The sequence below is a fragment of the Psychrobacter sp. ANT_H3 genome, assembly GCF_027919975.1.
GTDB classification, from domain to species: domain Bacteria; phylum Pseudomonadota; class Gammaproteobacteria; order Pseudomonadales; family Moraxellaceae; genus Psychrobacter; species Psychrobacter maritimus.
This window is the reverse complement of sequence record NZ_JAQISM010000007.1, coordinates 12,528-36,838: the sequence shown is the minus strand read 5'-3', so window position 1 is coordinate 36,838 and position 24,311 is coordinate 12,528. Positions and strand designations below refer to the sequence as shown.

20 protein-coding genes and 2 tRNA genes are annotated in these 24,311 nt (G+C 42.3%); 5 read left to right on the top strand and 17 right to left on the bottom strand.

Annotated features, from left to right (window positions below):
* Nucleotides 1-3 precede the first annotated feature (3 nt).
* From PG901_RS05125 to PG901_RS05115, 3 genes are all read right to left on the bottom strand, one after another.
* Nucleotides 4-999, bottom strand: coding sequence for an NADP-dependent oxidoreductase (locus PG901_RS05125; protein ID WP_271133747.1), 996 nt, complete (start codon nt 997-999; stop codon nt 4-6).
* 138 nt (nt 1,000-1,137) lie between these two features.
* The gene (locus PG901_RS05120; RefSeq protein WP_372829544.1) at nt 1,138-1,911 is read right to left on the bottom strand and encodes an endonuclease/exonuclease/phosphatase family protein; all 774 of its coding nucleotides are present in this window, start codon (nt 1,909-1,911) and stop codon (nt 1,138-1,140) included.
* A 262-nt stretch (nt 1,912-2,173) separates the two neighbouring features.
* Nucleotides 2,174-3,286 carry an AOC03_06830 family ribosome hibernation factor gene (locus PG901_RS05115; protein ID WP_271133746.1) on the bottom strand — a complete coding sequence of 371 codons (1,113 nt, stop codon included), beginning with the start codon at nt 3,284-3,286 and terminating at the stop codon, nt 2,174-2,176.
* A 590-nt stretch (nt 3,287-3,876) separates the two neighbouring features.
* On the opposite strand from PG901_RS05115, the gene PG901_RS05110 reads away from it, so the two are divergent.
* The 4 genes from PG901_RS05110 (at nt 3,877) to PG901_RS05095 (ending at nt 7,635) form a co-directional block, all read left to right on the top strand.
* Complete coding sequence (locus PG901_RS05110) at nt 3,877-6,114, top strand: M3 family metallopeptidase (protein WP_271133745.1); 2,238 nt, start codon at nt 3,877-3,879, stop codon at nt 6,112-6,114.
* Nucleotides 6,115-6,372 (top strand): YheV family putative zinc ribbon protein, encoded by a 258-nt coding sequence (locus PG901_RS05105; protein ID WP_271133744.1) that lies wholly within the window; start codon nt 6,115-6,117, stop codon nt 6,370-6,372. It abuts the gene before it with no gap.
* 133 nt (nt 6,373-6,505) lie between these two features.
* Nucleotides 6,506-7,030, top strand: a complete 525-nt coding sequence (locus PG901_RS05100; RefSeq protein WP_271133743.1) for a hypothetical protein — start codon at nt 6,506-6,508, stop codon at nt 7,028-7,030.
* A gap of 26 nt (nt 7,031-7,056) precedes the next feature.
* Entirely contained in the window at nt 7,057-7,635 is a 579-nt protein-coding gene (locus tag PG901_RS05095; protein WP_271133742.1) for a hypothetical protein, read from the top strand.
* A 122-nt stretch (nt 7,636-7,757) separates the two neighbouring features.
* Here the strand turns inward: PG901_RS05095 and pnp are convergent, their stop codons facing one another.
* The 14 genes from pnp to tpiA form a co-directional block, all read right to left on the bottom strand.
* A complete protein-coding gene (gene pnp / locus PG901_RS05090) occupies nt 7,758-9,860 on the bottom strand; it encodes a polyribonucleotide nucleotidyltransferase (RefSeq protein ID WP_271133741.1) in 2,103 nt (700 codons plus the stop codon).
* 772 nt (nt 9,861-10,632) lie between these two features.
* Nucleotides 10,633-10,899, bottom strand: coding sequence for a 30S ribosomal protein S15 (gene rpsO / locus PG901_RS05085; RefSeq protein WP_045443035.1), 267 nt, complete (start codon nt 10,897-10,899; stop codon nt 10,633-10,635).
* Between the two features lie 379 nt (nt 10,900-11,278).
* Nucleotides 11,279-11,452, bottom strand: coding sequence for a hypothetical protein (locus PG901_RS05080; protein WP_271133740.1), 174 nt, complete (start codon nt 11,450-11,452; stop codon nt 11,279-11,281).
* Between the two features lie 124 nt (nt 11,453-11,576).
* Nucleotides 11,577-11,738 (bottom strand): hypothetical protein, encoded by a 162-nt coding sequence (locus tag PG901_RS05075; protein ID WP_201564294.1) that lies wholly within the window; start codon nt 11,736-11,738, stop codon nt 11,577-11,579.
* 120 nt (nt 11,739-11,858) lie between these two features.
* Nucleotides 11,859-12,383, bottom strand: a complete 525-nt coding sequence (locus PG901_RS05070) for a type 1 glutamine amidotransferase domain-containing protein (RefSeq protein ID WP_271133739.1) — start codon at nt 12,381-12,383, stop codon at nt 11,859-11,861.
* A 362-nt stretch (nt 12,384-12,745) separates the two neighbouring features.
* A complete protein-coding gene (gene truB, locus PG901_RS05065) occupies nt 12,746-13,840 on the bottom strand; it encodes a tRNA pseudouridine(55) synthase TruB (RefSeq protein WP_271133738.1) in 1,095 nt (364 codons plus the stop codon).
* Nucleotides 13,841-13,848: 8 nt separating this feature from the next.
* Nucleotides 13,849-14,253, bottom strand: coding sequence for a ribosome-binding factor A (locus PG901_RS05060; protein WP_201564288.1), 405 nt, complete (start codon nt 14,251-14,253; stop codon nt 13,849-13,851).
* A 250-nt stretch (nt 14,254-14,503) separates the two neighbouring features.
* Nucleotides 14,504-17,230: a translation initiation factor IF-2 gene (gene infB / locus PG901_RS05055; RefSeq protein WP_201564286.1), complete on the bottom strand. Its 2,727-nt coding sequence runs from the start codon at nt 17,228-17,230 to the stop codon at nt 14,504-14,506.
* Between the two features lie 162 nt (nt 17,231-17,392).
* Complete coding sequence (gene nusA / locus PG901_RS05050; RefSeq protein WP_149490341.1) at nt 17,393-18,877, bottom strand: transcription termination factor NusA; 1,485 nt, start codon at nt 18,875-18,877, stop codon at nt 17,393-17,395.
* Between the two features lie 157 nt (nt 18,878-19,034).
* Nucleotides 19,035-19,535, bottom strand: coding sequence for a ribosome maturation factor RimP (rimP, locus tag PG901_RS05045; protein ID WP_201564284.1), 501 nt, complete (start codon nt 19,533-19,535; stop codon nt 19,035-19,037).
* Nucleotides 19,536-20,107: 572 nt separating this feature from the next.
* A tRNA-Met gene (locus PG901_RS05040) sits at nt 20,108-20,184 on the bottom strand.
* A gap of 134 nt (nt 20,185-20,318) precedes the next feature.
* Nucleotides 20,319-20,403, bottom strand: a tRNA-Leu gene (locus tag PG901_RS05035).
* Nucleotides 20,404-20,653: 250 nt separating this feature from the next.
* Nucleotides 20,654-20,962: a preprotein translocase subunit SecG gene (gene secG, locus PG901_RS05030; protein ID WP_025652589.1), complete on the bottom strand. Its 309-nt coding sequence runs from the start codon at nt 20,960-20,962 to the stop codon at nt 20,654-20,656.
* Nucleotides 20,963-21,219: 257 nt separating this feature from the next.
* On the bottom strand, nt 21,220-22,020 hold the full coding sequence (tpiA, locus tag PG901_RS05025) for a triose-phosphate isomerase (RefSeq protein WP_271133737.1): 801 nt from the start codon (nt 22,018-22,020) through the stop codon (nt 21,220-21,222).
* 514 nt (nt 22,021-22,534) lie between these two features.
* Between tpiA and pilB the strand changes: the two genes are divergently transcribed.
* Nucleotides 22,535-24,244: a type IV-A pilus assembly ATPase PilB gene (pilB, locus tag PG901_RS05020; protein ID WP_271133736.1), complete on the top strand. Its 1,710-nt coding sequence runs from the start codon at nt 22,535-22,537 to the stop codon at nt 24,242-24,244.
* The last annotated feature ends 67 nt before the right edge of the window (nt 24,245-24,311 follow it).

Below are 24,311 nucleotides of genomic sequence, written 5' to 3'. Positions count from 1 at the left end.
GGCTTAGCTTGCTTTTAGCACAATCTTACCAAAGGTATTACCTTTTTCTAGCTCACGGTGAGCAGCCACTACTTCAGATAATGGATACGTTTGCTGAATTTGTAAGGTCAGCTTGCCATCGGCAACAAGCTGTAAAACTCGCGCCATGTCCTCCCCACTACGCTGCGCTTTATAACCTGCCACCTTTAAGCTTTTTTGACTACCCGCTGCTTTTAGTTTATCAACCCAAATCGTCGGCAAGACATAGACGCGGCCGCCAAATTTTATAACGTTCAGCGCGCACACGCCCGCATCATCACCAACCAAATCTAGGAGCACATCGGCTTGTAAGTCAGGAAAAGTGTCGTCTTTGGTATAATCAATCCAACCTGCCAGCTTATTTTTATCTATTAAGCCACCCAGTTTGTCGTACTTCTCAGGTGAGCAAATCACGGTTACTTTTACATTATCTTGCGTCACTTTATCCATCAATAGCTGAATAGCCAAATGTCCAACACCGCCAGCTGGGGCATTGATAACGACATGCTCACCGTTTTTAATATCAGCAAACTCGACAAATTGTAGCGCTGTTTGTCCAATACAAGGTAGCGCGCCTGCTTGCTGCAAAGTGACTGGCTCAGGTACTTTTGCCAATAAGTTGGCATCGACCGCGACATACTCTGCATAACCGCCACCGTCAAAGGTCAATGCCGCGACTTGCTCACCGACAGCAAACTTATCGCTAGTACTTTTAACCACGATACCGGCGACATCACAGCCTAAAATAGCCGGCTCATTATTATCAAATTTGTCTTTTTGAATCGCCTCAGCGCCCCAACCTTTACCTTGACGGGTTTTGTAATCGACGGGATTGATACCGGCATAAGCGATTTTTATCAATACTTGATTGTCCGTTAATTCAGGAATAGCCACGCCATCTTGATATATCATGACTTCAGGCTCGCCAAATTCACGTATAAGAGCGGCATGTTGCGTCGTTGGTATTTTTTTATCAGACATGATTGATCATCCTTGTATTATTCTCATATTTTTTTTGATTGATTTACAACCTTTTTAACTAACAGCTTTTTTTAGATAACGGCTTTTTAAATAATAGCTGCTTTGATTACTGATTTCTTTACTTACCAACTTGTAATGCTAAGGCAATGCCAACTCGGCACTAAGCGGCAAATGATCCGATAATGTAGACCACGGTTTGCCGGTATGCACCCAAGCATCTTTCACTCTTAGGTTACGCACGTAGATACGGTCCAAGCTTAGCACCGGCAGTTTGGCAGGAAAGGTCGGTAATAACTTACCATGACAATGCTTAAATGCTTCGGTCATACCTAAGCTCGATGCGAGTCGGTCGCAAGACATTTTCTTCCAGTCATTAAAATCACCCGCCAATATCAAAGGTTGGTCAGGCGCAATCTCATTACGCACATAGTTGGAAATGGCTTCATATTGTTTGATACGATCGCGCTCAAAAAGGTTTAGGTGAGCGCATAACACCACAACTGGCATCTCCCACCCTATCGGCTGCACCTCGCAGTGCAGAACACCACGCTGCTCAAGCTTATTAACCGTGATATTGACATTATGTTTGGGATCAAGCGGAAAACGACTTAGGACGGCATTACCATGATGACCATTTTCATATTCTGAATTTTTACCATAACTGTTTTGCAGCTGCAGATATTCACCAAACCATTCATGTTGAGATTGGTCAGGGTATTCGTTGTATTGCATATTGCGCTTCAGATTTTGACCTTGTACTTCTTGAAGACAGAGTATATCGGAGCCAATGATATCAAGCGCCTGGGCGATACCTTGTATTTTGACCTCCCGATTCATCGGCGACATGCCTTTGTGAATGTTATAGCTGGTCAAAACAAAAGAGGCGGTGTTATTCATAAATTTATCAGTCATAGACTCATGGTTCATAGAGTAAAGGTTAAAAACGATGTTAAGTAAGCACATCATTAAGTCAAAAAGAACAGCTCTTATAAAGCAGCTCTTATTTAATGGTTAATAATAATAATTAAGAAATAAAAGCTTATTAAAAATAGTGATGGTACTAATAATTATAGTGATTCATGCAAAAAGAGCATTGATTCATATCGAACCAATGCTCCCATATTATACCTATGTTGTAACGATGGCTAATTCATTAACGAATATCAGCAACCGATTAATAGCGCGTTACCAGAGCAATTGGCTGATCTGCACTCATAATATCTTGTGGCATAAAGACCGCTTTACCACCATTATGAATGACATGCTCGATGATTTCACCAATCGCATCATCGGTAACACCTTCTGCCGTCGCATCATCTGCCATACTCAAGGTTTGTGCTTTTTCATCAATCTTCGCAGGTTGCATATAACCGCGACGGATATATAACGTCTCGCCTACACCCTGAAATGCACTGCGATAGACTTCTTGTAAATCCGTCTGCAGCATATTTGCACCGCGCGCTTTATCAATCTCACCCAAGGCAGCTTGATGTAATGAGGTGCGATAACCCTCTACCGCTTCTTGTACGCTATCAACGATATGCTGGGCACTGCCTTCTTCTAACTTGGTCGCGTTTGAAACCGTAGCAATGATATTTTCTGGACGGTCACAGATATCTTTATAGTAACCGATATTTTTGGCATCACCAACGATAACAAGTGGCATTTTATTCTCGCCCCATATCTCTTGCACGCTTTTATCTACTTGGTTAAAGAAGGCTTTGAGATAACTGCTTTCGTTGTTCGCTGAGCGATCTGATCCGCCGTCACTGGTATTATAAAGACCGTTATTTTCGATAGGGAATGGGATATTTTCCATATTATTTTGCGCATCATCGTCTTTATCAAATTCTTTAATAACACGGTCATTAGACGCTTCAATCAAACGGGCATTATCACGGGTCAATACCACCGTATAATAATGAACTGCACTTGCCATATCTCGCACCAAGTCGCGCGTGGCAAAGCGGTCTGAAATAATGACACGCTCTTTGGTATCAATCGGCATACGGATAACTTGAACATCGTCAGTACTGGCAAATATCGCCAACGTATCTAGATTATAGTTGTGGTTAAAATCGCTGGTTTTATTTTTGATATTTTCTAATATAGTGGTTGCGGTACGCTTATCATACTCATTGGTTAAGCGCTCTTCGACGACTTTTAATTGGTTTTTTAGGGCGATGGGGTCTTTTTCATTATCAGGATGCTCACGGTGCGTTTTGACAAAAATACTCACGGCTGGATTGGCTTTTGTCTCACGTAAACTTTTTAGAGTTGCTTTCATAAATACTGCTCCTTGTTTTATTATCATTGGTTTGCGCGTTAAAATAGATTTTTTATATTTATTGGTTATCTTTGAAACTGCTTTTATTAAAAATTGTTTTTAAAAGTCATCAATCTATAGTTATTCTTAAAACTATAGTTATTCTTAAAATCCGTTTGAGCGGTTTAAACAATACCTATTAATACCCTTTTCAATCAATTTACTCAAGTATTTCAGGTAGTAGAAAAATCCATTTTTGCTATTCTCTTACTATGATGCTAACAATTTAACCCCACTGCCTATAGGGTTAATTTGCAAGCAAATGATGGCGCTTTGTAAGTGAAGCTTAATTAACTTTAAGTACAGGCGATAATTGAAGTAATGAAATAATGATAGTTATCAATAATGACAGTGACAGTGACAGTGACAGTGATAGTCAATGTATCGCTATCTACCATAATCTCATAAGCGCACCACTTTAAAACGATATCTGCCGAATTGGGTTGTATTCCAAGCGATTGATACCCATCTTTTAGATACCCTATATAACAACCCTTGTATAACAATACTCGCCATTAATAATAATTCTCTCATTACTATTGGATACTTTTATGACCTCTATTTCTGCAAATTTACGCCTTGTCGATTTTGACAATGTCGCACCAGACACCTTACAAAACCAAGTTATCAGTGCCATCGATACTGCCAATGCCTTTTTAGATAATATGAGCGCAACTACTGATGATATTACAGCTAAGCAAGCCTTGGCCGATATCATGACCTTTGACCATATTAATCTTGCTTTAGATCGCAGTTGGGGAATTTTGTCGCACCTTAATAGCGTGATGAGTAATGATGAAATCCGTCATGTCCATCACGAGCTGCTACCCAAACTGTCCGTTTATGGCACACGGGTAGGACAGCATCAGCCATTATTTAATCGTTATCAAACTATCGTTAATGATACAGCGTTTTTTGCTGACCTAGAGCCAGCACGAGCGCGTGCTATTGAGCTTGCGCTACGTAGCTTTGAGCTATCAGGTGTTGCACTGCCAAAAGCTGAGCAAGAAAAGTTTGCTGCTATCCAAAGCGAATTATCAACCTTATCGGCAACATTCTCAGACCATATATTGGACGCCACCCAAGCGTATGCCCTAGCGCTTAAACCAGAGCACTTAGCCGGTCTAACTGAAAGTGGACTGGCGCTCTTGGCTGATGCTGGCGAACAATATAAAGCTCGCGAGCTTGCCAGTGGTGCGCTCACCCAAGCAGAAATCGATGCTTTGCCGACGCCTTATTATGTTGCCAGCTTAAACATCCCCGTTTACCTTGCTGTCATGACCCATGCCGATGACCGCAATCTGCGTGAAACGCTTTATCGCGCTTATGTTACCCGCGCCTCTGAGTTTGATAAGCATACCAATGCCAAAGGTGAATCGCTTAATAATGCCGACATCATGAGTCAAATTCTACAATTACGGGTGCAAAAGGCCAAGCTATTAGGTTTTGATAATTATGCAGAAGTTTCGCTCTCGACCAAAATGGCAGATAGCGTAACCGAAGTTGAAACCTTTTTACGGGATTTGGCTGAGCAAGCGACCCCAGCCGCTAAGCAAGATTTAGCACAGCTGCAAAAGTATGCGCAGGATTATGGTATTACTGAGCTACAGCCGTGGGACAGCGCTTATGTCGCTGAGAAAGTCAAACAAAGCAAGTTCAGCTTATCGCAAGAAGAGATTCGCCCGTATTTCCCACTGCCAAAAGTGATTAGCGGATTATTTGCTATCGTCGAGCGTTTATACGGTATCAAAGTACAAGAGCACAGTGAATCTGTATCACGCTGGCACGATGAGGTAAGTTTTTATCAGTTATTTGATGCTGATGATAACTTGCTTGGTGGTTTTTACTTTGACTTATTTGCCCGTAGTGGCAAACGTGGCGGCGCTTGGATGAGTGGTTTTCAATCGCGTTATACCTATGCTGAACAAAACCATGAGCAGCTGCCTGTATGCTTTATGGTCGGTAACTTCACCCCTGCCCTCGATGGCAAACCAAGCTTATTGACCCACGATGAAGTATTGACCTTGTTCCACGAGTTTGGTCATGGTCTACATCATTTATTAACCCAAGTAACCGTTAGTGATGTCGCTGGCGTTAATGGCGTTGAATGGGATGCAGTTGAGCTACCCAGTCAGTTTATGGAAAACTGGGCATGGGATGCCGAAGGTATTGCGCTGATTAGTAGCCATGTCGAAACTGGCGAGCCATTACCGAAAGACAAACTTGCAGCCTTACTGGCGGTGAAAAACTTCCAGAGCGGCATGCAAACCTTACGTCAAATCGAGTTTGCACTCTTTGACTTATTGATTCATGCGCAGACGCCAGCGCTTGATTATGACGGTATCCTTGCGACGCTAAATACCGTGCGCGATGATATTGCTATCATGCAGACACCTGACTATAACCGCTTTGCCAATGGCTTTAGTCATATTTTTGCCGGTGGTTACGCGGCAGGTTATTACTCGTATAAATGGGCAGAGCTGTTATCAGCAGATGCCTTTAGTAAGTTTGAAGAAGACGGTATTTTTAACCCAATAACCGGTAAAGCTTTCCGTGAAACCATCTTATCAGTGGGTGGTAGTTTCCCGGCCAAAACCAACTTTGAGAACTTCCGTGGTCGCAGCGCCAGCATTGATGCGTTATTACGTCATAGCGGTTTTGATAACGCTAAAAATGACGATGCTGCCAATACTGAAAGCAATGTTCAAATAGATGACCAAACTAATGCTCAAACCAATGCTAAAACCAATGCTAAAACCAATGCCCAAACGACGCGCGAGGTTATCTAAATGCGCTATCAATCATCAACCCCAAAGCGGCGGTTTTTAGCGGGCGTTCGTTGTCCTAAATGTCAGGCGATGGATGCGGTGGTGCAAGTCAATATCCTCGAGCCTGCCCCAGATGAGTATATCGAATGTACTAAGTGCGGACATGCGGAGCATCGCCCCGACCCTGATGTAATCAGTGCCAAAAATCATGCAGAAGACCAAATCGCTCGTGATGCAATGGTGACCGGCACCAGCGGTACGGTCAAGTTCAAACCATAAGTAACAAAATCCGTATCGTCAAGCCTTAATAGCTACTAGCCTATCTAATGATATATATCCAGTTAGATGGGCTTTTTAATTTGAGTTTGTTATAGTATGCCTACTTATACTTTTGACATAAATCGACCCTTGTATGAATAAAAAACAAATACGTCCTTTACCCGTTAAGACACTAAAAAAACAACCTAATAAATCACGGCAAAAATGGTTGCCAATCATTATCTTGGCAGCACTATTAATTGGTTATTTGGTTTGGAGAAATAGTTCGCCTGACGCTAATACCTCGCCTATCGAAAGCACGCCAACGCCTACCGAGCAAAATAGCGCTGCGCAATCAGATACTACGTCCTTAGATAATAATGCGTTAGATACGAGTGCGTCTATTTTAGATACCGATGCTGCTAGCACAGATAGTCAGACGCCTGATCCCGACGCTATCTTAAACGCGCCTTTACCAGAAACAGATAGCTTAGCGAAAGAAGAAATTGATCGCTTAGCGGACGAGCGTAAACGCTTAGCAGAACAAGAAAAGCTAGCGGCTGAGCAATTGACAATGAATAAACAGCTGACAGAGATGAAGGCTGAGCAAATCGCCTTGCTCGAGGAACAAATCGCCCAGTTAGAAGCCGCTGAAGGGGCTAAAACCAGCGCAAAATAATAACATTTTTATAAAGGGGCTAATAAATGGCACATCTACAACTCACCCATGCCCCTATTTTAAATAGCAGCGCCCAGTTGCTGATACTGCCTGTGAATAACGCCGGTATCCTTTTAGACCCTATCCTTACACGTAGCAAAAACCTATATCCAGACAACTACCAACGCTACTATCGTGCTTGCCGTGATGGTAGCCTAATGGTTGGTAGCTGCTTAGTGCATAAACGCTCACGCGAGCAAGCAGGACTTGGCGTCAGCAGTAATGGCAATCAGCCAAGTTATATCGCCAATCTTGTGATATCAGACCACCCCTATCATCCAAGCAGATCTCGTTGGCTTACTGCAGCTTTAGTCGATTTACAACAGCAGCTAATACCTTTGATACGTTATCAAGGGATTCATAGGGTTGCCCTATTAGCGCGTCCGCTTATTACTAGTCATGTGCAAAACGGTTCTGCTCAAAATAATGCTATTAACAACGCCGAATTAGCAGAATCAATTGCTCTAGATTGGCATACTGATATCTTACCTCTTATCAACCAGCATCTACAGGATTTACCCAATTTGCGCATCGATATCCACCTTCCTAAAAACATCAACATATAGATTATTTTCTCATTGTCATTATTTTTTTGAGCGCATAAAAAAACCGCCTTGATTGCTAATTATCAGCAACCAAAGCGGTTTTTTAGGTTTTGACTATATTAAATTACGTCAAATATCGAGGATTAGCTTTGCTCGATACCTTTCATAGTCAGTTTGATACGACCGCGGTTGTCAACGTCTTGTACCAATACTTTAACGATTTGACCTTCTTTTAGATAGTCAGATACGTTTTCTACGCGCTCGTCTGCGATTTGCGAGATATGCACGAGGCCGTCAGTATTTGGCAGTACGTTAACGAATGCGCCGAAGTCGACGATACGGGCAACCGTACCTTCATAAGTTTTACCAACTTCAACTTCTGCGGTGATTGCTTCGATTTTACCGATAGCCGCTTTGGTTGCTGCTTTGTTTTCACCAAAGATACGAATCGTACCAGCGTCATCGATATCGATAACCGCGCCAGTTTCTTCGGTTAGCTGACGAATCGTTGCGCCGCCTTTACCGATGACATCACGGATTTTGTCTGGGTTGATTTCGATAACCGCATAGTTAGGCGCATGGGCGTTGATTTCAGTACGGCTTGCAGGCAATACTTTGTTCATCGCATCTAAGATATGGATACGGCCAGCATGGGCTTGCTTAAGCGCTTGCTCCATGATATCGGCAGTAATACCTTCGATTTTGATATCCATCTGTAGTGCTGTGATACCGTCTTTTGAACCCGCTACTTTAAAGTCCATATCGCCAAGATGATCTTCATCACCTAGGATGTCAGACAATACCGCAAAGCGATCGCCTTCTTTAACCAGACCCATCGCGATACCAGCAACCGGTGCTTTTAATGGTACGCCAGCGTCCATCAATGCCAAGCTTGCGCCGCAAACTGAAGCCATTGAAGATGAACCGTTTGATTCAGTGATTTCTGATACCACACGAATCACATACGGGAAGCGTTCGCTATCTGGAAGCATCGCTTCAACACCGCGGCGCGCTAGGCGACCATGACCGATTTCACGACGTTTTGGAATGCCTTCACGACCGGTTTCACCGACTGAGAAATGTGGGAAATTATAATGCAACATGAAATGGTCACGAATCGTGCCAGCCAATGAATCAATCATGTTTACGTCGCGCGTGTTACCAAGCGTAGTAGTCACTAATGCTTGCGTTTCACCGCGGGTAAATAGTGCTGAACCATGGGTAAATGGTAATACGCCTACTTGCACATCAAGAGCACGAACGGTCTCAAGATCACGACCATCAATACGTGGCTTACCTGACAAGATATTATCACGAACGGTGCGGTATTTTAGGTCATTGTAAATCTCTTTTAGCTCAGAAACAGTATCATTATAAGTTTCTGCTTCCGGATCGCCTGCCAATGCATCGATAATGGCTTGTTTGATTTCATCTAGCTTGGTATAGCGTTCTTGCTTATCGGTGATGGTATAAGCGTCAGCCACTTGCTCGCCAAACTGCGCTTTCATGCTGCTCTCTAACGCTTGATCGCGAACAGGTACAGTATACTCTTGCTTAGCAGTACCAATTTCTGCGGCCATTGAAGCAATGTTATCGATAACGATTTGTTGTTGCTGATGACCGTATAAAACCGCACCTAGCATTTGGTCTTCAGACAATTCTTTCGCTTCTGATTCAACCATCAAAACGGCAGATTTAGTACCAGCAACCACTAAATCAAGGTCGCTCTCTTTAAGCTGCTCAAGCGTTGGGTTAAGAACGTATTCGCCATTGATAAAGCCAACACGGGCAGCAGCCACAGGACCATTAAAGGGCGCATCAGAGATAGCGAGTGCTGCTGAAGCACCGATTAGTGCAGCAATATCTGCAGACTGGCTCTTGTCTGATGAAACAACCGTTGCCGTGATTTGAATCTCGTTCACATAGCCTTCAGGGAACAATGGACGAATCGGACGGTCAATCAGGCGCGAGGTTAGCGTTTCAGCTTCGCTGGCACGGCCTTCACGTTTGCCATAAGCACCAGGGATTTTACCGGCTGCATACATTTTTTCTTGATAGTTGACGGTCAATGGAAAGAAGTTTTGACCTTCTTTAGCATCAGACTTTACCACGGCTGCTACTAGTACAGACACGCCGCCCATGTGGACTAAAATAGAGTTTGCTTGACGAGCAATACGGCCCGTTTCGATAACGACCTGCTGGTCGCCGTATTGGAATTCACGCTTAATGGTATTAAACATTGTCATATAATTTTCCTAATATTGACTGACGAAAGTGATATCAGCGCTATAACAAGCTGACATCTGTCATTTAAAATTCTTTGGATGTAGCCGCTAATTTAGCTACTAACTGGCAGTGATTCAGTTAAAAACTGCGTCAATTAGCGCGGGTTTCATCATCTATATATCTGATGCATCTGCAATTTATTTAAAATAGAGCACGTACTTCTGATATGTTGCTTGTTTACATTCGGTCTTGTGCCAAACTGGTCTTGTTCAAGTCTGGTTTTTTATACTTACAATTAAAGGGGTTACCAAATCAAAATACCTTAGCATCCGATACGGCACTGTTTGCTGCGTATCTTTAGTAAAATACTTACATTGTCTTCCATGCCGTCTAAACAGTCATCAGCTAATGGTAAGCTATACAAATATTTGCGCGCCAGTATGTCTCTAAAACGCACAAGGCATTATTTTACAGTGATTTATAACCATTGACCAATGAAATACAAAACCGTCTGTTTACTCATAATGAGCATCCAATAGCTGCTCATAAATCATTTTTACGCTGCAATCATCGTATGGCATACGCTTTTAGTATTTAAGCCCAACACGCAAGCCAATGCGCCATCCTAATAAGCATAAAAAAACGGCGTGAAACTATTCCACACCGTCTTTAGAAAAAATCTATTTTATCGAGTTCAACAAGCAAGTTCCAAATGGTTTGGCAAAAAATCTAAAATCTTGCCACATTCTGGCATATTCTATATTAGCGACCACTCGTACTATTGTCGCCAAATTAACGACGTAGACCTAATTGGCTAATAAGGGTGGTATAGCGACCAAGATCTTTACCTTTTAGGTAGTCAAGTAGTTTACGACGCGTGTTAACCATACGGATAAGACCGCGACGGCTATGATGGTCAGCTTTGTGTGCTTTAAAATGGTTTTGTAAGTCATTAATACGCGCACTTAACAAAGCTACTTGAACTTCTGGTGAGCCTGTGTCGTTTTCGCCACGTTGGTACTGAGCAATGATTTGTTCGCGATCGGTATTAGTTAGCATAAATCTCTCCGGCAATGCTATAAGCGCCAAGATGTACTTAACATTTAAGCATCAAGGTGCAATAGAATAATAAATAAAATAGTTTGACCGTCATTCAGGACAACCCTGCATTACTAGAGTTGACCTAGTGTACGACAAACTTATCAATGATAACATTTATTTAAATACGGCTTAGAATAAGATAAAACATCCATTAACTTGGACTTCTATCCAAGCAAAGATAAGCTCTATCTAAAACGATATTTAAATATGACAGCGATTATAACAAAAAACTGCTGAACTAGCAGCAGTTTTTTATAGGAGATTTACAGTTTAACTTTTAAAGATGCAGAGGCTACCAGTGATAGCTATGAACTTATAATAGCTTACTTTTCATAGCTTACTTTTTAACATCATCTTGCGTGGCAGTACCACCAAGGGCATCGTCATCAAGGAGCGCTGTCGTTGCTTCTGCTAGGCTATCAGGACTAGTACTCTCACTAGGATTGATATCTTCCGCCTGCTGTTTAATTTTCTGCTCTTGTGCATCTAAATGTTTTTCTGAATCAATCATAGTAACTCCTAATTATAATTATTCTTTGTATTTACTAAGCATTTACGGTTATTAATATTTACGGTTACTAATATAGCTACTAAAGTAATAGTCCTTTGCTAACGCTAAAGCATTAGCAAATTCACTATTTTTCTTCTTTAGCATCTTTTAAATTATCGGCAATACGCTCGGCAGCGGCTTCTGAATCTTCGGTGTGATTATCTTCAGTTTGACCTTTTAATGCCGCTTTTGCTGATTCAGAACGTTGTTGCTCAAATTTGGTATCGTTTGGGTTAGAGTTTGACATAATAGCTTCCTTTTTATGATTGTCATTGATGATAGAAATTAATTTATATTTATATTTACAGCATTTACTGTGACGCAATGACTTGCTAATTCACTGACTGCTAGCTGCTAACTCTCGTGACTAAGACAATGCCTTATCAATAGCGGCAACAAAGTCTTTGATATCGTCTGGATTACGTGAAGTAATCAGATTACCGTCTACTTGCACGCTTTTATCTACGAAAGTTGCGCCAGCGTTTTCTAAATCTAGCTGTAATGTATGATAGGCGGTCAGCGTTTTACCTTTAGCTATACCAGTATTAATCAGCGCCCAAGGTGCATGACAGATTACCGCTAAGGGCTTACCAGCCTCGTTGACGGCATTGATAATGGTATGTGCTTCTTTATTGCCGCGTATGGTATCGGCATTGACCGTCCCACCTGGTAGCACTAACGCATCATAATCAGCAACTTCGGCATCTTTAGCAAATATATCAGCCGTAAAGGTAGCGCCTTTATTAACATCCTGCTGCATCGCTTGGACTTGTTTGTCTTTATTGGTGGTAATTAAAAGGGTTTTATAGCCTTTTTCTTTTAGCTGGTTATTTACCTCTTCGTATTCTGCTTGTTCGAAGTTATTGTGTAATAAAAAGGCAATGGTTTTCATAATAATCCTTATGCTTTAATTCATACGTTATGCTTTAATTAATACGTTAATTTTATTATTTTTTATATGCATCTTTAGTTATTGTCTTTAATTTAAAATCTAAAATTATATTAGTTAATGTCTTTTTATTTTTATAGAGACAGCTTTTTATAATTATATTTCAATAAATAACTATTCAATTATTCTTATCATCCTATTATTTTTATATCCTTGTCGTGCTTTCCTTAGCTGACTTAACTAAGGTACAAAAAAAGCAGGTTTCACTATAGGCGAAACCTGCAATTAAATGTGACGATATGTGATTAGTGTAAACTCTTAGTAAGCTTTACCTAGTTTCAGTTAAGCTGCTTTGAAAAGCTACATCATAACTGAATCAGCTTTTTAGGTTGTAGTCGACCGTTTAAACTTACCGCGCCTAGGCCAATAAACTGCCCTTGCTCATTTACTAGACGGATATCTACCGGTATTTCATAAGGCAACAAAGCCTCACTATTACCTTGACTATCACCACCTTGACGATCATCACCTTTACCATCATCGCCATTTTTTTGAGTAACGCTATTCTCATCATGGCTATGCTGTTGCTCGACGGTAGCTGAAATATAGTTTCGTAAATCGTCGGTTAGCTGCTCGATAACATTTAGGCGCTGACCCATTTGTACACGGGCGCACTGTTCAGCGGTCAATGCAAGCTCAGCCTCAAGATTGATGCAGGCATCCACGGGCAATAAATGCGCCTGACGTCCATCTAAAGCCAACGATTCTAAATCCGCCAAAGCAATCGCAGCGTCAATATGAAAGTCGCCGACTTGGACACGTCGTAAAGCGGTCAGATGTCCTAAGGTGCCAAGCGCTTTGGCAATATCTTCTGCTAATACGCGTACGTATGTACCTTTAGAACAAGTGACCGTTAACTGGAGTTGCTTAGCGTCTATCTCTGTTAAGTCGATTGCTTTAATAACAATATCTCGTGGCGGGCGATCAATCTCAATACCCGCGCGCGCGTACTCATATAGCTTTTTGCCATCTTTTTTTAACGCCGAATACATCGGTGGAATCTGCTGCTGAGCACCCAAAAACTGCTGCGCAACCTCTTCTAACCCCGCTGCATCAAATGATGGAATGTCTTCTTGAGCGACAACATGCCCATCGGCATCACCCGTATCTGTCTGGCTACCCAATAGAATGGTTGCTTGATAAGATTTATCGGCATCAAGTTGGTAGTGACTAAACTTAGTGGCTTCACCTAGGCAAATAGGTAATAAACCGGTTGCCATCGGATCAAGCGTCCCCGTATGACCGGCTTTTTTACTGTCATGATTGGGCGACTTAAACAGGTATTTTACCTTTGACACCACTTGCTGTGAGGTCATACCTTGAGGTTTATCCACTAAAATCACGCCATTGACTTTTATCTTATCAGGCATCTTATTGGTCTTGGTAGCAGCTATCGACATAATGGCTTTTACTCTTGTATTTCTTGCTCATCAGATTCATTTTGCTCAGTTTTAATGACGGCTTTACTAATCAAGTCCATCATATAGTTACCACGAGCAGTGACTTCATCATAATGGAAACGTAGACGCGGCGTGGTGCGAGTTTTTAGACTGTGGCTGAGCTCAGTACGCAAAAAGCCAGCAGCTTTATTAAGGACTTTAATACTGTCTTCATGGTTAGATTTAGTCATAGCATCGTTGAGCTCAGGCTCCATGATGGTGACATAAATATCAGCGTAGCCCAAGTCTGGGCTGACTTTAACACTAGAGATAGTGACAAAACCCGTCAAACGCGGGTCATTGACGGCATCACGGATAAGGACAGCAAGTTCACGCTGAATCTGATCTGCTAAGCGTTGTAAACGTTGGTTCATGTTATTACCCTGTTGGTCATACGACTTATTTTTATTGATTAAAATACGATTTTTGATTAAAAACTATCGTTCAAAAACACAGCTCTTTATGGCTAATAAACTTTTATAAAAAGACGCAGTTTTTGATAAAAAAGGCCTAGCAGGGTGTACCTGTTAGGCCTAAGTACAGCTGAATAGTAACAAGCTATCCAATTGACTCTATTATTTAAATCATAGAACAATTGGATAACTTTATTATCATGCAACCAATTTAGATTGTACGTTCGAACTCTTGGATTTCAAAGACTTCGATTTTATCGCCAGCTTCGACGTCATAACCACGAACGGCCAGACCACATTCCATACCGGTACGTACTTCATTGACGTCTTCTTTATAGCGACGTAATGATTGCAATTGACCAGTAAAGATAACTTGGTCATCACGCAATACACGGATAGGTTTGTTGCGATAAATAGTACCTTCAACCACCATACAACCAGCAGCTGCACCAAATTTACTAGAGCGGAACACTTCACGAACGTCTGCAACACCCAAGATTTTCTCACGATGTTCAGGTGCAAGCATACCGCTCATCGCTGCTTTAACATCATCAATCAAGCCATAGATAACACTATAATAGCGGATATCCATTTTAGCAGCGTCAGCTTTACGGCGTGCGGTTGCGTCTGCACGGACGTTGAAACCTAACAATACCGCTTCACTAGATTCTGCTAATGTCACATCAGACTCAGAGATTGGACCAACCCCTGAGCTAATGACTCTGACTTTAACTTCATCAGTTGATAGCTCATTTAATGCAGCAAGTAAGGCTTCAAGTGAACCACGAACATCAGTTTTTAGTACGATATTCAAGAATGACACATCGCCTTGTTCCATCTGATCGAACATGCTCTCTAGACGCATGGCATTCTGACGCTCAAGCTGACGCTCACGCTCACGATTGGTTCTAAAGTCAGCAACTTCACGGGCTTTTTTCTCGTCGGTTAAGACTAAGAATTCGCTACCAGCGGCTGGCGTTTCAGGCAATCCTAAGATTTCTACTGGAATAGAAGGGCCTGCTGATTGAATACGCTTGCCATGTTCATCGGTCATCGCACGAACTTTACCGTAATGCTCGCCTGCTAATACTAAGTCGCCTTGTTTCAGCGTACCTTTTTTGACAAGGACACTAACAACCGGACCGCGACCTTTTTCAAGTCTTGACTCAATAACCACACCTTGAGCAGCCCCATCTAATGGCGCTTCTAGCTCCATCAGTTCAGCTTGTAGGCTAATAAGCTCTAATAGCTCATCAATACCATCGCCTGTTTTGGCTGAGATACGAGCCATTGGAGTATCGCCGCCCCACTCTTCTGAAACCACTTCTTTAGCAGTCAATTCATTAAGGACGCGATCAGGATCGGCACTTGGCTTATCCATCTTGTTGATAGCAACAATGATAGGTGTACCAGCAGCGCGCGCATGATCAATCGCTTCTTCAGTTTGTGGCATCATGCCATCATCAGCAGCGACCACAACTACAACGATATCCGTCGCTTGGGCACCGCGTGAACGCATGGCACTAAAGGCTGCGTGACCCGGGGTATCAAGGAAGGTAATAACACCGCGACCAGTTTTCACATGATAAGCACCGATATGCTGGGTAATACCACCGGCTTCGCCAGTGGCAACCTTAGTTTCACGGATTTTATCTAATAGTGAAGTCTTACCATGGTCAACGTGACCCATAATAGTAACAACTGGTGGACGCGTTTGTACGTTACTGCTGCGCTCATCAACCGCATCTTGTAGATCGTCTTCAACTTTCGTATCACTAACCGGTACTGGGTTGTGACCCATTTCTTCAACGATCAGACTGGCTGTCGCTTGATCAATGGTATCTTCTTCGCGAGCAATTTCACCCATTTTCATGAGTAATTTGGTCACTTCGCGAGCTTTAACCGCCATACGCTGCGCCAAATCAGAAACAGTAATGTGTTCACTGATTTCGACATCATAAATGATTTTATCGAGCGGCTTTTCAAACTTATGCTGTGAGGCTTGCGTTGAACGTAAACCGTTTTTGCGGTTTTTAATTTCACGCTCATCTTGATTTTTACGACGACCACGACCACGGGCACTAGTACTACTGGTACCGCGTTTGATTTCACGACGTTCTTTTTCAAATGACTCTTCTAAAGCGTCACCGACCAAACCTTCTGCTAATGGCTCATCTTTACGAACTTCAGTAGCAGGCTGATCGGTATATTTACCAGCCATTTTGCGCATTTGCTCAAGCGTACGCTTTTGAGCTTCTTCGGCTTGCGCGCGGCGTGTTTCGGTTTCGATTTCACGTAGACGTGCTTCTTCTTTCTCACGCGCTTCGCGAGCTTTACGCTCAACAGCCGTTTCGACTTTTGGTTTCGTCGCTGCAACTTTTTTCTTCGGTTGGTCTTTAGGCTTAACTTCTACCGCCGTTTTACCACCCTTTTTCACAACCACTGAGGTTGAGATATCGTCATTCTTATCGTCTGACTTTTTGCTAGAGCCCAAGCTTGCACGCATCGCTGCTAAGGTCGCTGCTTGACGTTCTTCAGCTTTTTTCTTAGTAGCCGCACGTTCTTCAGCGTCCTTAGTAGCACGCTCTTGTGCCTCAATCATTGCTTGCTCGCGAGCAGCCAACTCTTCAGCCATTTTTTCTGGGTCAGGTTTTTCGAATACTTTCTTTTTACGCACTTCCACATTGACGCTCTTAGATTTACCTGAAGAGCCAGTCACGCGCGCGGTGCTAGTCGTTTTAGATTTAAGACTAATACGACGCTTTTCTTGCTGACCATGACTTTGCTTTAAATACGTCACCAACTTCTCTTGCTCAAGCTCGGTGACTAGGTCACCCTCTGCACGAGCAGGCAGTCCAGCGTCTACCAGTTGCTGTTGTACAGCACTTGCGGTTTTGCCTACCATATCTGCCAGTTCTTTGACGGTCTTATCTGCCATTTATTATCACCTACTGTCTATTATTTGCTATATGTTCAATTCAGTTGTTGGCTACAAATGATTGGGTTAAGGCTGGTGTGTATTGAATTTGACTATGTTACGTCGCACCAGCCCTTATTATCGATAGCATATCACTAAAAGACAGCGATATGCAGTTACCGCTTATTCATTGAACCAAGATTCCCGAGCTTTCATGATGAGTTTTCCTGCGGTTTCAGAGTCTAAACCTTCGATATCTTCTAAATCGAAGACGGCTTGTTCTGCCAAGTCATCCACGGTAATGATGTCTTTTTGCGCCATTTTATAAGCCCAACTGACCGTCATTCCTTCAAGATCTTGTAGTTCTTGACTTGGCTCTTTCATGTTCTGTTGTTTGACCAATTCATCGGCGATGACAACTTCTTTCGCACGCTCTTGAATCATGTCAATCGCTTCGTCGTCTAACCCTTCAATATCATAGAAAGTTTCGACAGGTACATAAGCGACTTCTTCAATGCTGGTAAAACCGATATCGACAAGCGCTTGTGCTAAGTCTTTATCGACTTCTAGGCGCTCATAGAATAATTCAATAAAGGCTTTCGATTCGTTTGCTTGACGCTGCTGATACTCTTCTTCTAGCATCATATTAAGCTTATAGCCGGTTAATTCAGAAGCCAGACGAACGTTTTGACCCTGTGAGCCAATCGCACGTGCCAACTGATCATTGGTGCTAAAAATAATATCCGCAGTTTTAGTGTCTTCATCTAAGATGATACTGCTAACGTCAGCTGGCTCTAAAGCGCTGATGATAAATTGGGCGGGATCATCTGACCATACCACCACATCAATACGCTCGCCATCAAGCTCTTGCTGTACCGCTTGGATACGTGTACCACGCATACCGATACAAGCACCAACGGGATCGATACGATGATCGTTGGTCTTCACAGCTATTTTAGCACGCGTACCCGGCAAGCGAGCAACATTGCGAATTTCAATAATTTGTTCTGCAATCTCAGGCACTTCTTTTTGCATTAAGGCTGAGAGCATTTCAGGATGGGTACGTGACAACAATAACTGGGCGCCGCGATTTTCACGGTTGACATGATATAAAATAGCATTGATACGCGATTTTGCACGTAATTGCTCACGTGGCAGCATCTGATCACGTGATAAATAGCCTTCAGCGTTATCACCTAAATCAATGATATAACCATCGCGAGTCTGTTTTTTGACTTCGCCATACATCATCTCGCCAACACGTGGCTCAAACGCGTCTGCTACTAAATTGCGCTCCGCTTCACGGATTTTTTGGATGATGACCTGTTTGGCTTGAGTGGCAGCAATACGACCAAATTCGATCGATTCGATCTGCTCTTCTTTGATATCACCAATTGACCATTCATCTTGGTCAAGATCGGTAATCGCCAGCTGACACGCAGGCATCTCATGGTCTTCATCTGCAACCACTGTCCAGTAACGATAAGTATCGTAATCGCCGGTTGCGCGGTCGATTGACACCCGCACTTCTACTTCCGGCTGATCGGTATATACTTTTTTCTTAGTGGATACCACCAAAGCATCTTCGATTGCTTCAAAGATATCTTCAGGATTTAAGCCCTTTTCATTACTGACAGTTTCTACTACCGTTAAGATTTCACGACTCATGCTATACCTGTCCTATCGTTTTATAATTGACTTAAACTTTATCGTTAGTGTGTTGACGCTATATTTTCACCGTCAGCCATAAGCTGCTTGGAGATTAAAATACCAATTTATAAGGAAGCTATTTTAAGAAAAGCTGTTTTAAAACCAGTCTTTAAGATTAAGCATCTTCATAAATCAGGTTGGCTTTATCAATATTGCTTAACGCAATCTCAAACTGCTCACCATCGGTAGCAGTCAGTTTTAACGTGGTCGCATCGATACTGTCTAAAGTACCGGTAGCTTTACGGCGTTTTTTATCGCCTTCGCCAATCGCTTGTATCAAACGTAAGCTCACTGTTTGACCCACGTAGGCATGCATTTGCTCATCTGAGAAAAAGGCACGGTCAAAACCTGGTGACGACACTTCTAAAATATATTCGCCAGCAATCGGATCATGAACCTCAAGAATACCGCTTACTTGATGATTCACCGCTGCACAGTCCTCAATCGTTACTTGTTTATCTTGCGCTTGCTCTTCTGGTAATGCCTCAATATAAATGCGTAATAATGAGCGACGGCCTTGAGGCGCAAACTCAATACCCCATAGCGCCACATCACAAGCCGCGACGGCAGGAGCAATAATATTGGTCAGTTCTGTAACTTTTGTCGAAAGCTTCATAATCTATTTATCTTTTCCTATTCACTTCTCGAACATAGCGAGTTAAGTGTTTTTAATTTTATGCATCGAACTTTTATAAGTTCAAAATTTATTAACAGCGCTTTATTAATCAAAATCTTATGAATCAGAGTTTTATCAATCAAAGCTTTGTTAAGCATTGTCTTATATAGACAAGAATATTACTTCAGCCATGATTATCATTCTATTCTTAAAACGTAAACACGTCACTATTGTGCGTGGCCTTATATGCTAGGCGTTTATGACTCGTGCTTTTATATAGGGATGAGCATAAAAAACATCAAGCTCAACCAGACAATGCCTTTATTATTTATAAAGCAGAACTATCGATAAAAGCGTGAGGAATAAAGGATAGTATGCTTACCAAGCATCGCGCCGGTCGCGGCAGATGATGGTTAGTAACGAATAGCATCGCACTCTATAGAGATAGAGCTTAGCATAAGTAGGATAGATATCGCGATAACACCGACCATCAGATACAAAAAAACCCACAAACATAATGGTGGGCTAATCGTTACTGACAAATTTAGTGTACAAAACATCAGTATAAAAAGTGGTAGCGGGGGCTGGATTTGAACCAACGACCTTCGGGTTATGAGCCCGACGAGCTACCAGACTGCTCCACCCCGCATCAATCTAGAACGCGTATTATAGGGAGGTTTTATAGAAGTGTCAATACTTATTTTAAATAAATACTAAATTAAGTATTGTCGACGATAATTCCAATCTTATACCGTTCAAGTAAAACATCGTACAAATAAAGCTTGGTGCGATTGGGGGGACTTGAACCCCCACAGCTTGCGCCACCACCCCCTCAAGATGGCGTGTCTACCAATTCCACCACAATCGCATCTTTCTCACTGTGCTTTTTTTCACCTTTAACCCTTTATAACAGATGCTTAAGGAGGGCATCGAAGGTTAAAGACTGCTAAAAACAGAGAAGCATTGTAAAACTAACCTCTTAAAATAGCAAGTACTGCCTGCAGCAAAAGCCACTTAACAACCACTCTATTCAAAATCAGCTATTATTAACTTATAAACAGTCAATAATGATAGCCAATAAATACTGACTATAAACTATCAATAACTATTAAAAACAGCTACTGAGGATTTTGCGTTAAAGGACGCGGCGTTTGTGGTGCTGACACTGGCGCATCTAAACGGAACTGGTCTTCTGCCTGTTTACGCGCATGGACAGCAAGCGTCATACTGGTGATAAAAAATATCACGGTTAATACGGCGGTCGCACGCGTTAAAAAGTTTGCAGTCCCTGCGGCGCCAAATACTGTGCCCGATGAACCAGCACCAAAAGAAGCCCCAGCATCTGCCCCTTTACCATGCTGTATCAAAATCAAGCCAATCATGGCAATCGCCACGATAATGTGCAGGGCTAATATAAACGTAAACATGGTGGCCTCTTTTGCCGCGTAATGACGACTGATAACGAAAAATAAATCGTAGGGATTAATAGTAAAAATGCGTGGCGTTTAACAATTGACATCTAATATTGCCAAACCAGTTGTATAAACAGAGCGATTATATAAATAAGGCGCATTGTACACGATTGCAAGGGCACTGTTAAAGCCACTTTTGCCAACTGCTAAAGACATTTTTTGAATAAAGTAGCCATTCAGTATTTATTAAACGGCTGTTTTATTTGATTTTATTAAGCCATAGCACGGCTAAAGGCTTCGGCAATAGCTAAAAAGCTTTCTGCTTTTAATGATGCACCGCCGACTAATGCACCATCAATCATGCTATCGGCGGCAAAGCTATCGGCATTGTCAGCATTGACACTACCACCATATAAAACAGTCATGTTGTCTAATGCAGCATTAAAGCTCGCAAGCGTTTGCTTAATATGCTGATGCGTTGCACTCACCTCTGCCACGGTCGGTACTTTGCCAGTGCCAATCGCCCAGACAGGCTCGTACGCGATTATTAAACGCGCTGGTAAACCTGCAATAAGTTCTGGTTGCTGGGTAAGCAAGTCTTTGATAACGGCTAATTGCGCATCAATGACGGCCAGTGTTTGCATTGCATCGTACTGCGCTTGGGTTTCGCCAATACAAAATATCACGCCTAAATTTTGCGTGAGCGCATGAGTCATTTTTTGCAATAAGCAGTCATGCGATTCTTGATGGTACTGGCGGCGCTCAGAGTGACCCAATATCGTCCATGTTGCGCCAGCATCAGCAATTTGCTGCGCTGAACAATCGCCTGTATAAGCGCCTGTGCTTGCACTATGCGCGCTGATATCTTGTGCGGCGCACAACACCGAGCTGCCTTTTAGGCGCTCATTGACAGCTGTTAAATGAATAAAACTTGGTGCGACCATTAATTGACAGGCAGCGATATCAGATTGCTCTTTGCTGCTAACGGCAGTTAATAAGTCGTCTAATAGCGCCTTGACGTCATGGCTCGTTGCTGGATTCTGCTTCCAATTTCCAATTACCCAAGCTTGCATACTTATATACCTTGTCTTATCTATTGCTGCCAATATGGCTCATATGCGCGCAAGTATAACAAATATTTCCCAAGTGCTATAGTATAGTGCGGTCAGAATCGAAACTCATGTTTTGCCGACTCTTACATTATATTTTTTCTAAGTGGTTATTTCTTATAGACTAACAATCTCATACCCTATATAAAGTCTTTTAACAGCAGTAAATTTAGATATCATTCTATTTATAATAAATAAAACCAAGACAATCAATCATCTGTATGATTGACTAGCGATAATTACAACAAGTTAGATACAACTGATTGGCACTCGCTTATTAGATATAACTATATAAGTCATGGTCGATCGTTGGTTATTAACCATATAGTTGGTTTAAAATAAAATCGATACGCTAGGTATGCTAATAGTTGTGTGCGAGTTCAAAGTGAATGCGCTATAAATATTATAATGATGTAGTTTCGGTAAAATTCAGTCTAAAAAATTCAGCCTATTTGATATCAAGCAAAGAGAGGTCTTAATGTCTATTACAGCCAGTAAATACGGCGGTTTAGCACAGCAGTTGATTAGTGAAGGTATTGTGAGCGAAGCGCACATGAAAACCGCGCAAACGGAGTCACAACAACAGCAAATAGGGCTAGTGCCTTATTTGGTCGACCACAAGCTTGCCAATGCTTATCAGTTGGCACAGATGTTGTCACAAGCGTTTGGCGACCCTCTTTTTGATCTCGATGCGCTCAGCTCAGACGTCATACCAAAAGACTTGGTCGATGAAAAAATCGTGCGCAAGTTTAATGCCTTACCGCTTTTTAAGCGCGGACAGCGCTTGTTTGTGGCATTGAGTGACCCGACCCGTATTGATGCCATCGATGCTATTGCCTTTAACTCACGCCTATCTATTGAAACCGTCGTCGTTGAAGAAGATAAGTTAAAAAAGCGTATTGAAAACCTTTACGCCGATACCATGCAAAGCTTTGATAGCTTTTCTGATAACGATTTAAATATTGGATTTGATGAAAGCGAAGAAGACGAAGGTGAAACCAAGCTTAGTGACGGTGTCGATGAAGCACCGGTTGTAAAGTTCGTCAATAAAATGCTGGTTGACGCCATTCGTATGGGCGCCTCAGACTTACATTTTGAACCCTACGAGAAAACCTTTCGAGTGCGCTTCCGTGTCGATGGTGTGATGCAAAAAATGGCCAGCCCACCGGTACAACTGGCGAGTAAGATTGCGGCACGCTTAAAAGTGATGTCGCAGATGGACATCTCCGAGCGCCGTATACCGCAGGATGGCCGTATTAAGCTTAAAATCTCTAAAGATAAAGCCATCGACTTCCGGGTAAACTCCTTACCTACCTTATTTGGCGAAAAACTGGTTTTACGTATCTTGGATCCTTCATCAGCCATGCTTGGTATTGAAGCATTAGGTTATGAGCCCGATCAAAAAGAGATGTTTTTAGAAGCCTTACATAAGCCGCAAGGCATGCTTCTTATCACCGGTCCTACCGGCTCTGGTAAAACCGTGTCGCTCTACACCGGTATTAATATTTTAAATACCGGCGAAACCAATATTTCTACTGCCGAAGATCCGGTCGAGATTAACCTTGAAGGTATCAATCAGGTCAACGTCAACCCGAAGGTGGGTTTGACCTTTGCCAATGCGCTTAAATCATTCTTACGTCAAGATCCTGATATCGTTATGGTTGGTGAGATTCGTGACCTTGAAACCGCTGAAATTGCGATTAAAGCGGCACAAACGGGACATATGGTGCTGTCGACCCTGCATACAAACTCTGCACCTGAAACTTTAACCCGTTTACGTAATATGGGTGTTGCCTCATTTAATATCGCAACGTCAGTAAACTTAGTGATTGCTCAACGGTTAGCACGGCGCTTATGTAAAAACTGTAAAAAACCAATCAATATCCCGCGTCAAAGCCTGCTTGAACTGGGCTTTACCGATGCTGATTTAGACAATCCAGACAATATTATTTATGAGCCTGTCGGCTGTAACGAATGCCGTGAAGGTTATAAAGGGCGTGTTGGTATTTACGAAGTGATGAAAGTCAGCCCTGATATCTCCCGTATTATTATGGAAGATGGTAACGCGATAGACATTAAAGATGCGGCACTAAGAAACGGCTTTAGAGACTTACGCCGCTCTGGTGTTTTAAAGGTGTTACAAGGGGTGACCAGTATTCAGGAAATGATGCGCGTCACCTCTGAATAACTATCGTCGAACATAAAAACGCCACTAATGATAGTTTTAAGCATGCATTTTTATAAACCAGCAATAT

Excerpts from the sequence above, each read along its gene's own strand:
- pilB (WP_271133736.1), top strand. The coding sequence starts at position 22,535 with ATGTCTATTACAGCCAGTAAATACGGCGGTTTAGCACAGCAGTTGATT.
- tpiA (WP_271133737.1), bottom strand. The coding sequence starts at position 22,020 with ATGCAAGCTTGGGTAATTGGAAATTGGAAGCAGAATCCAGCAACGAGC.
- infB (WP_201564286.1), bottom strand. The coding sequence starts at position 17,230 with ATGGCAGATAAGACCGTCAAAGAACTGGCAGATATGGTAGGCAAAACC.
- pnp (WP_271133741.1), bottom strand. The coding sequence starts at position 9,860 with ATGACAATGTTTAATACCATTAAGCGTGAATTCCAATACGGCGACCAG.
- PG901_RS05125 (WP_271133747.1), bottom strand. The coding sequence starts at position 999 with ATGTCTGATAAAAAAATACCAACGACGCAACATGCCGCTCTTATACGT.
- PG901_RS05100 (WP_271133743.1), top strand. The coding sequence starts at position 6,506 with ATGAATAAAAAACAAATACGTCCTTTACCCGTTAAGACACTAAAAAAA.
- rimP (WP_201564284.1), bottom strand. The coding sequence starts at position 19,535 with ATGAAGCTTTCGACAAAAGTTACAGAACTGACCAATATTATTGCTCCT.
- nusA (WP_149490341.1), bottom strand. The coding sequence starts at position 18,877 with ATGAGTCGTGAAATCTTAACGGTAGTAGAAACTGTCAGTAATGAAAAG.
- PG901_RS05120 (WP_372829544.1), bottom strand. The coding sequence starts at position 1,911 with ATGACTGATAAATTTATGAATAACACCGCCTCTTTTGTTTTGACCAGC.
- PG901_RS05095 (WP_271133742.1), top strand. The coding sequence starts at position 7,057 with ATGGCACATCTACAACTCACCCATGCCCCTATTTTAAATAGCAGCGCC.
- PG901_RS05105 (WP_271133744.1), top strand. The coding sequence starts at position 6,115 with ATGCGCTATCAATCATCAACCCCAAAGCGGCGGTTTTTAGCGGGCGTT.
- rpsO (WP_045443035.1), bottom strand. The coding sequence starts at position 10,899 with ATGCTAACTAATACCGATCGCGAACAAATCATTGCTCAGTACCAACGT.
- PG901_RS05075 (WP_201564294.1), bottom strand. The coding sequence starts at position 11,738 with ATGTCAAACTCTAACCCAAACGATACCAAATTTGAGCAACAACGTTCT.
- PG901_RS05110 (WP_271133745.1), top strand. The coding sequence starts at position 3,877 with ATGACCTCTATTTCTGCAAATTTACGCCTTGTCGATTTTGACAATGTC.
- truB (WP_271133738.1), bottom strand. The coding sequence starts at position 13,840 with ATGTCGATAGCTGCTACCAAGACCAATAAGATGCCTGATAAGATAAAA.
- PG901_RS05060 (WP_201564288.1), bottom strand. The coding sequence starts at position 14,253 with ATGAACCAACGTTTACAACGCTTAGCAGATCAGATTCAGCGTGAACTT.
- PG901_RS05080 (WP_271133740.1), bottom strand. The coding sequence starts at position 11,452 with ATGATTGATTCAGAAAAACATTTAGATGCACAAGAGCAGAAAATTAAA.
- PG901_RS05115 (WP_271133746.1), bottom strand. The coding sequence starts at position 3,286 with ATGAAAGCAACTCTAAAAAGTTTACGTGAGACAAAAGCCAATCCAGCC.
- PG901_RS05070 (WP_271133739.1), bottom strand. The coding sequence starts at position 12,383 with ATGAAAACCATTGCCTTTTTATTACACAATAACTTCGAACAAGCAGAA.
- secG (WP_025652589.1), bottom strand. The coding sequence starts at position 20,962 with ATGTTTACGTTTATATTAGCCCTGCACATTATCGTGGCGATTGCCATG.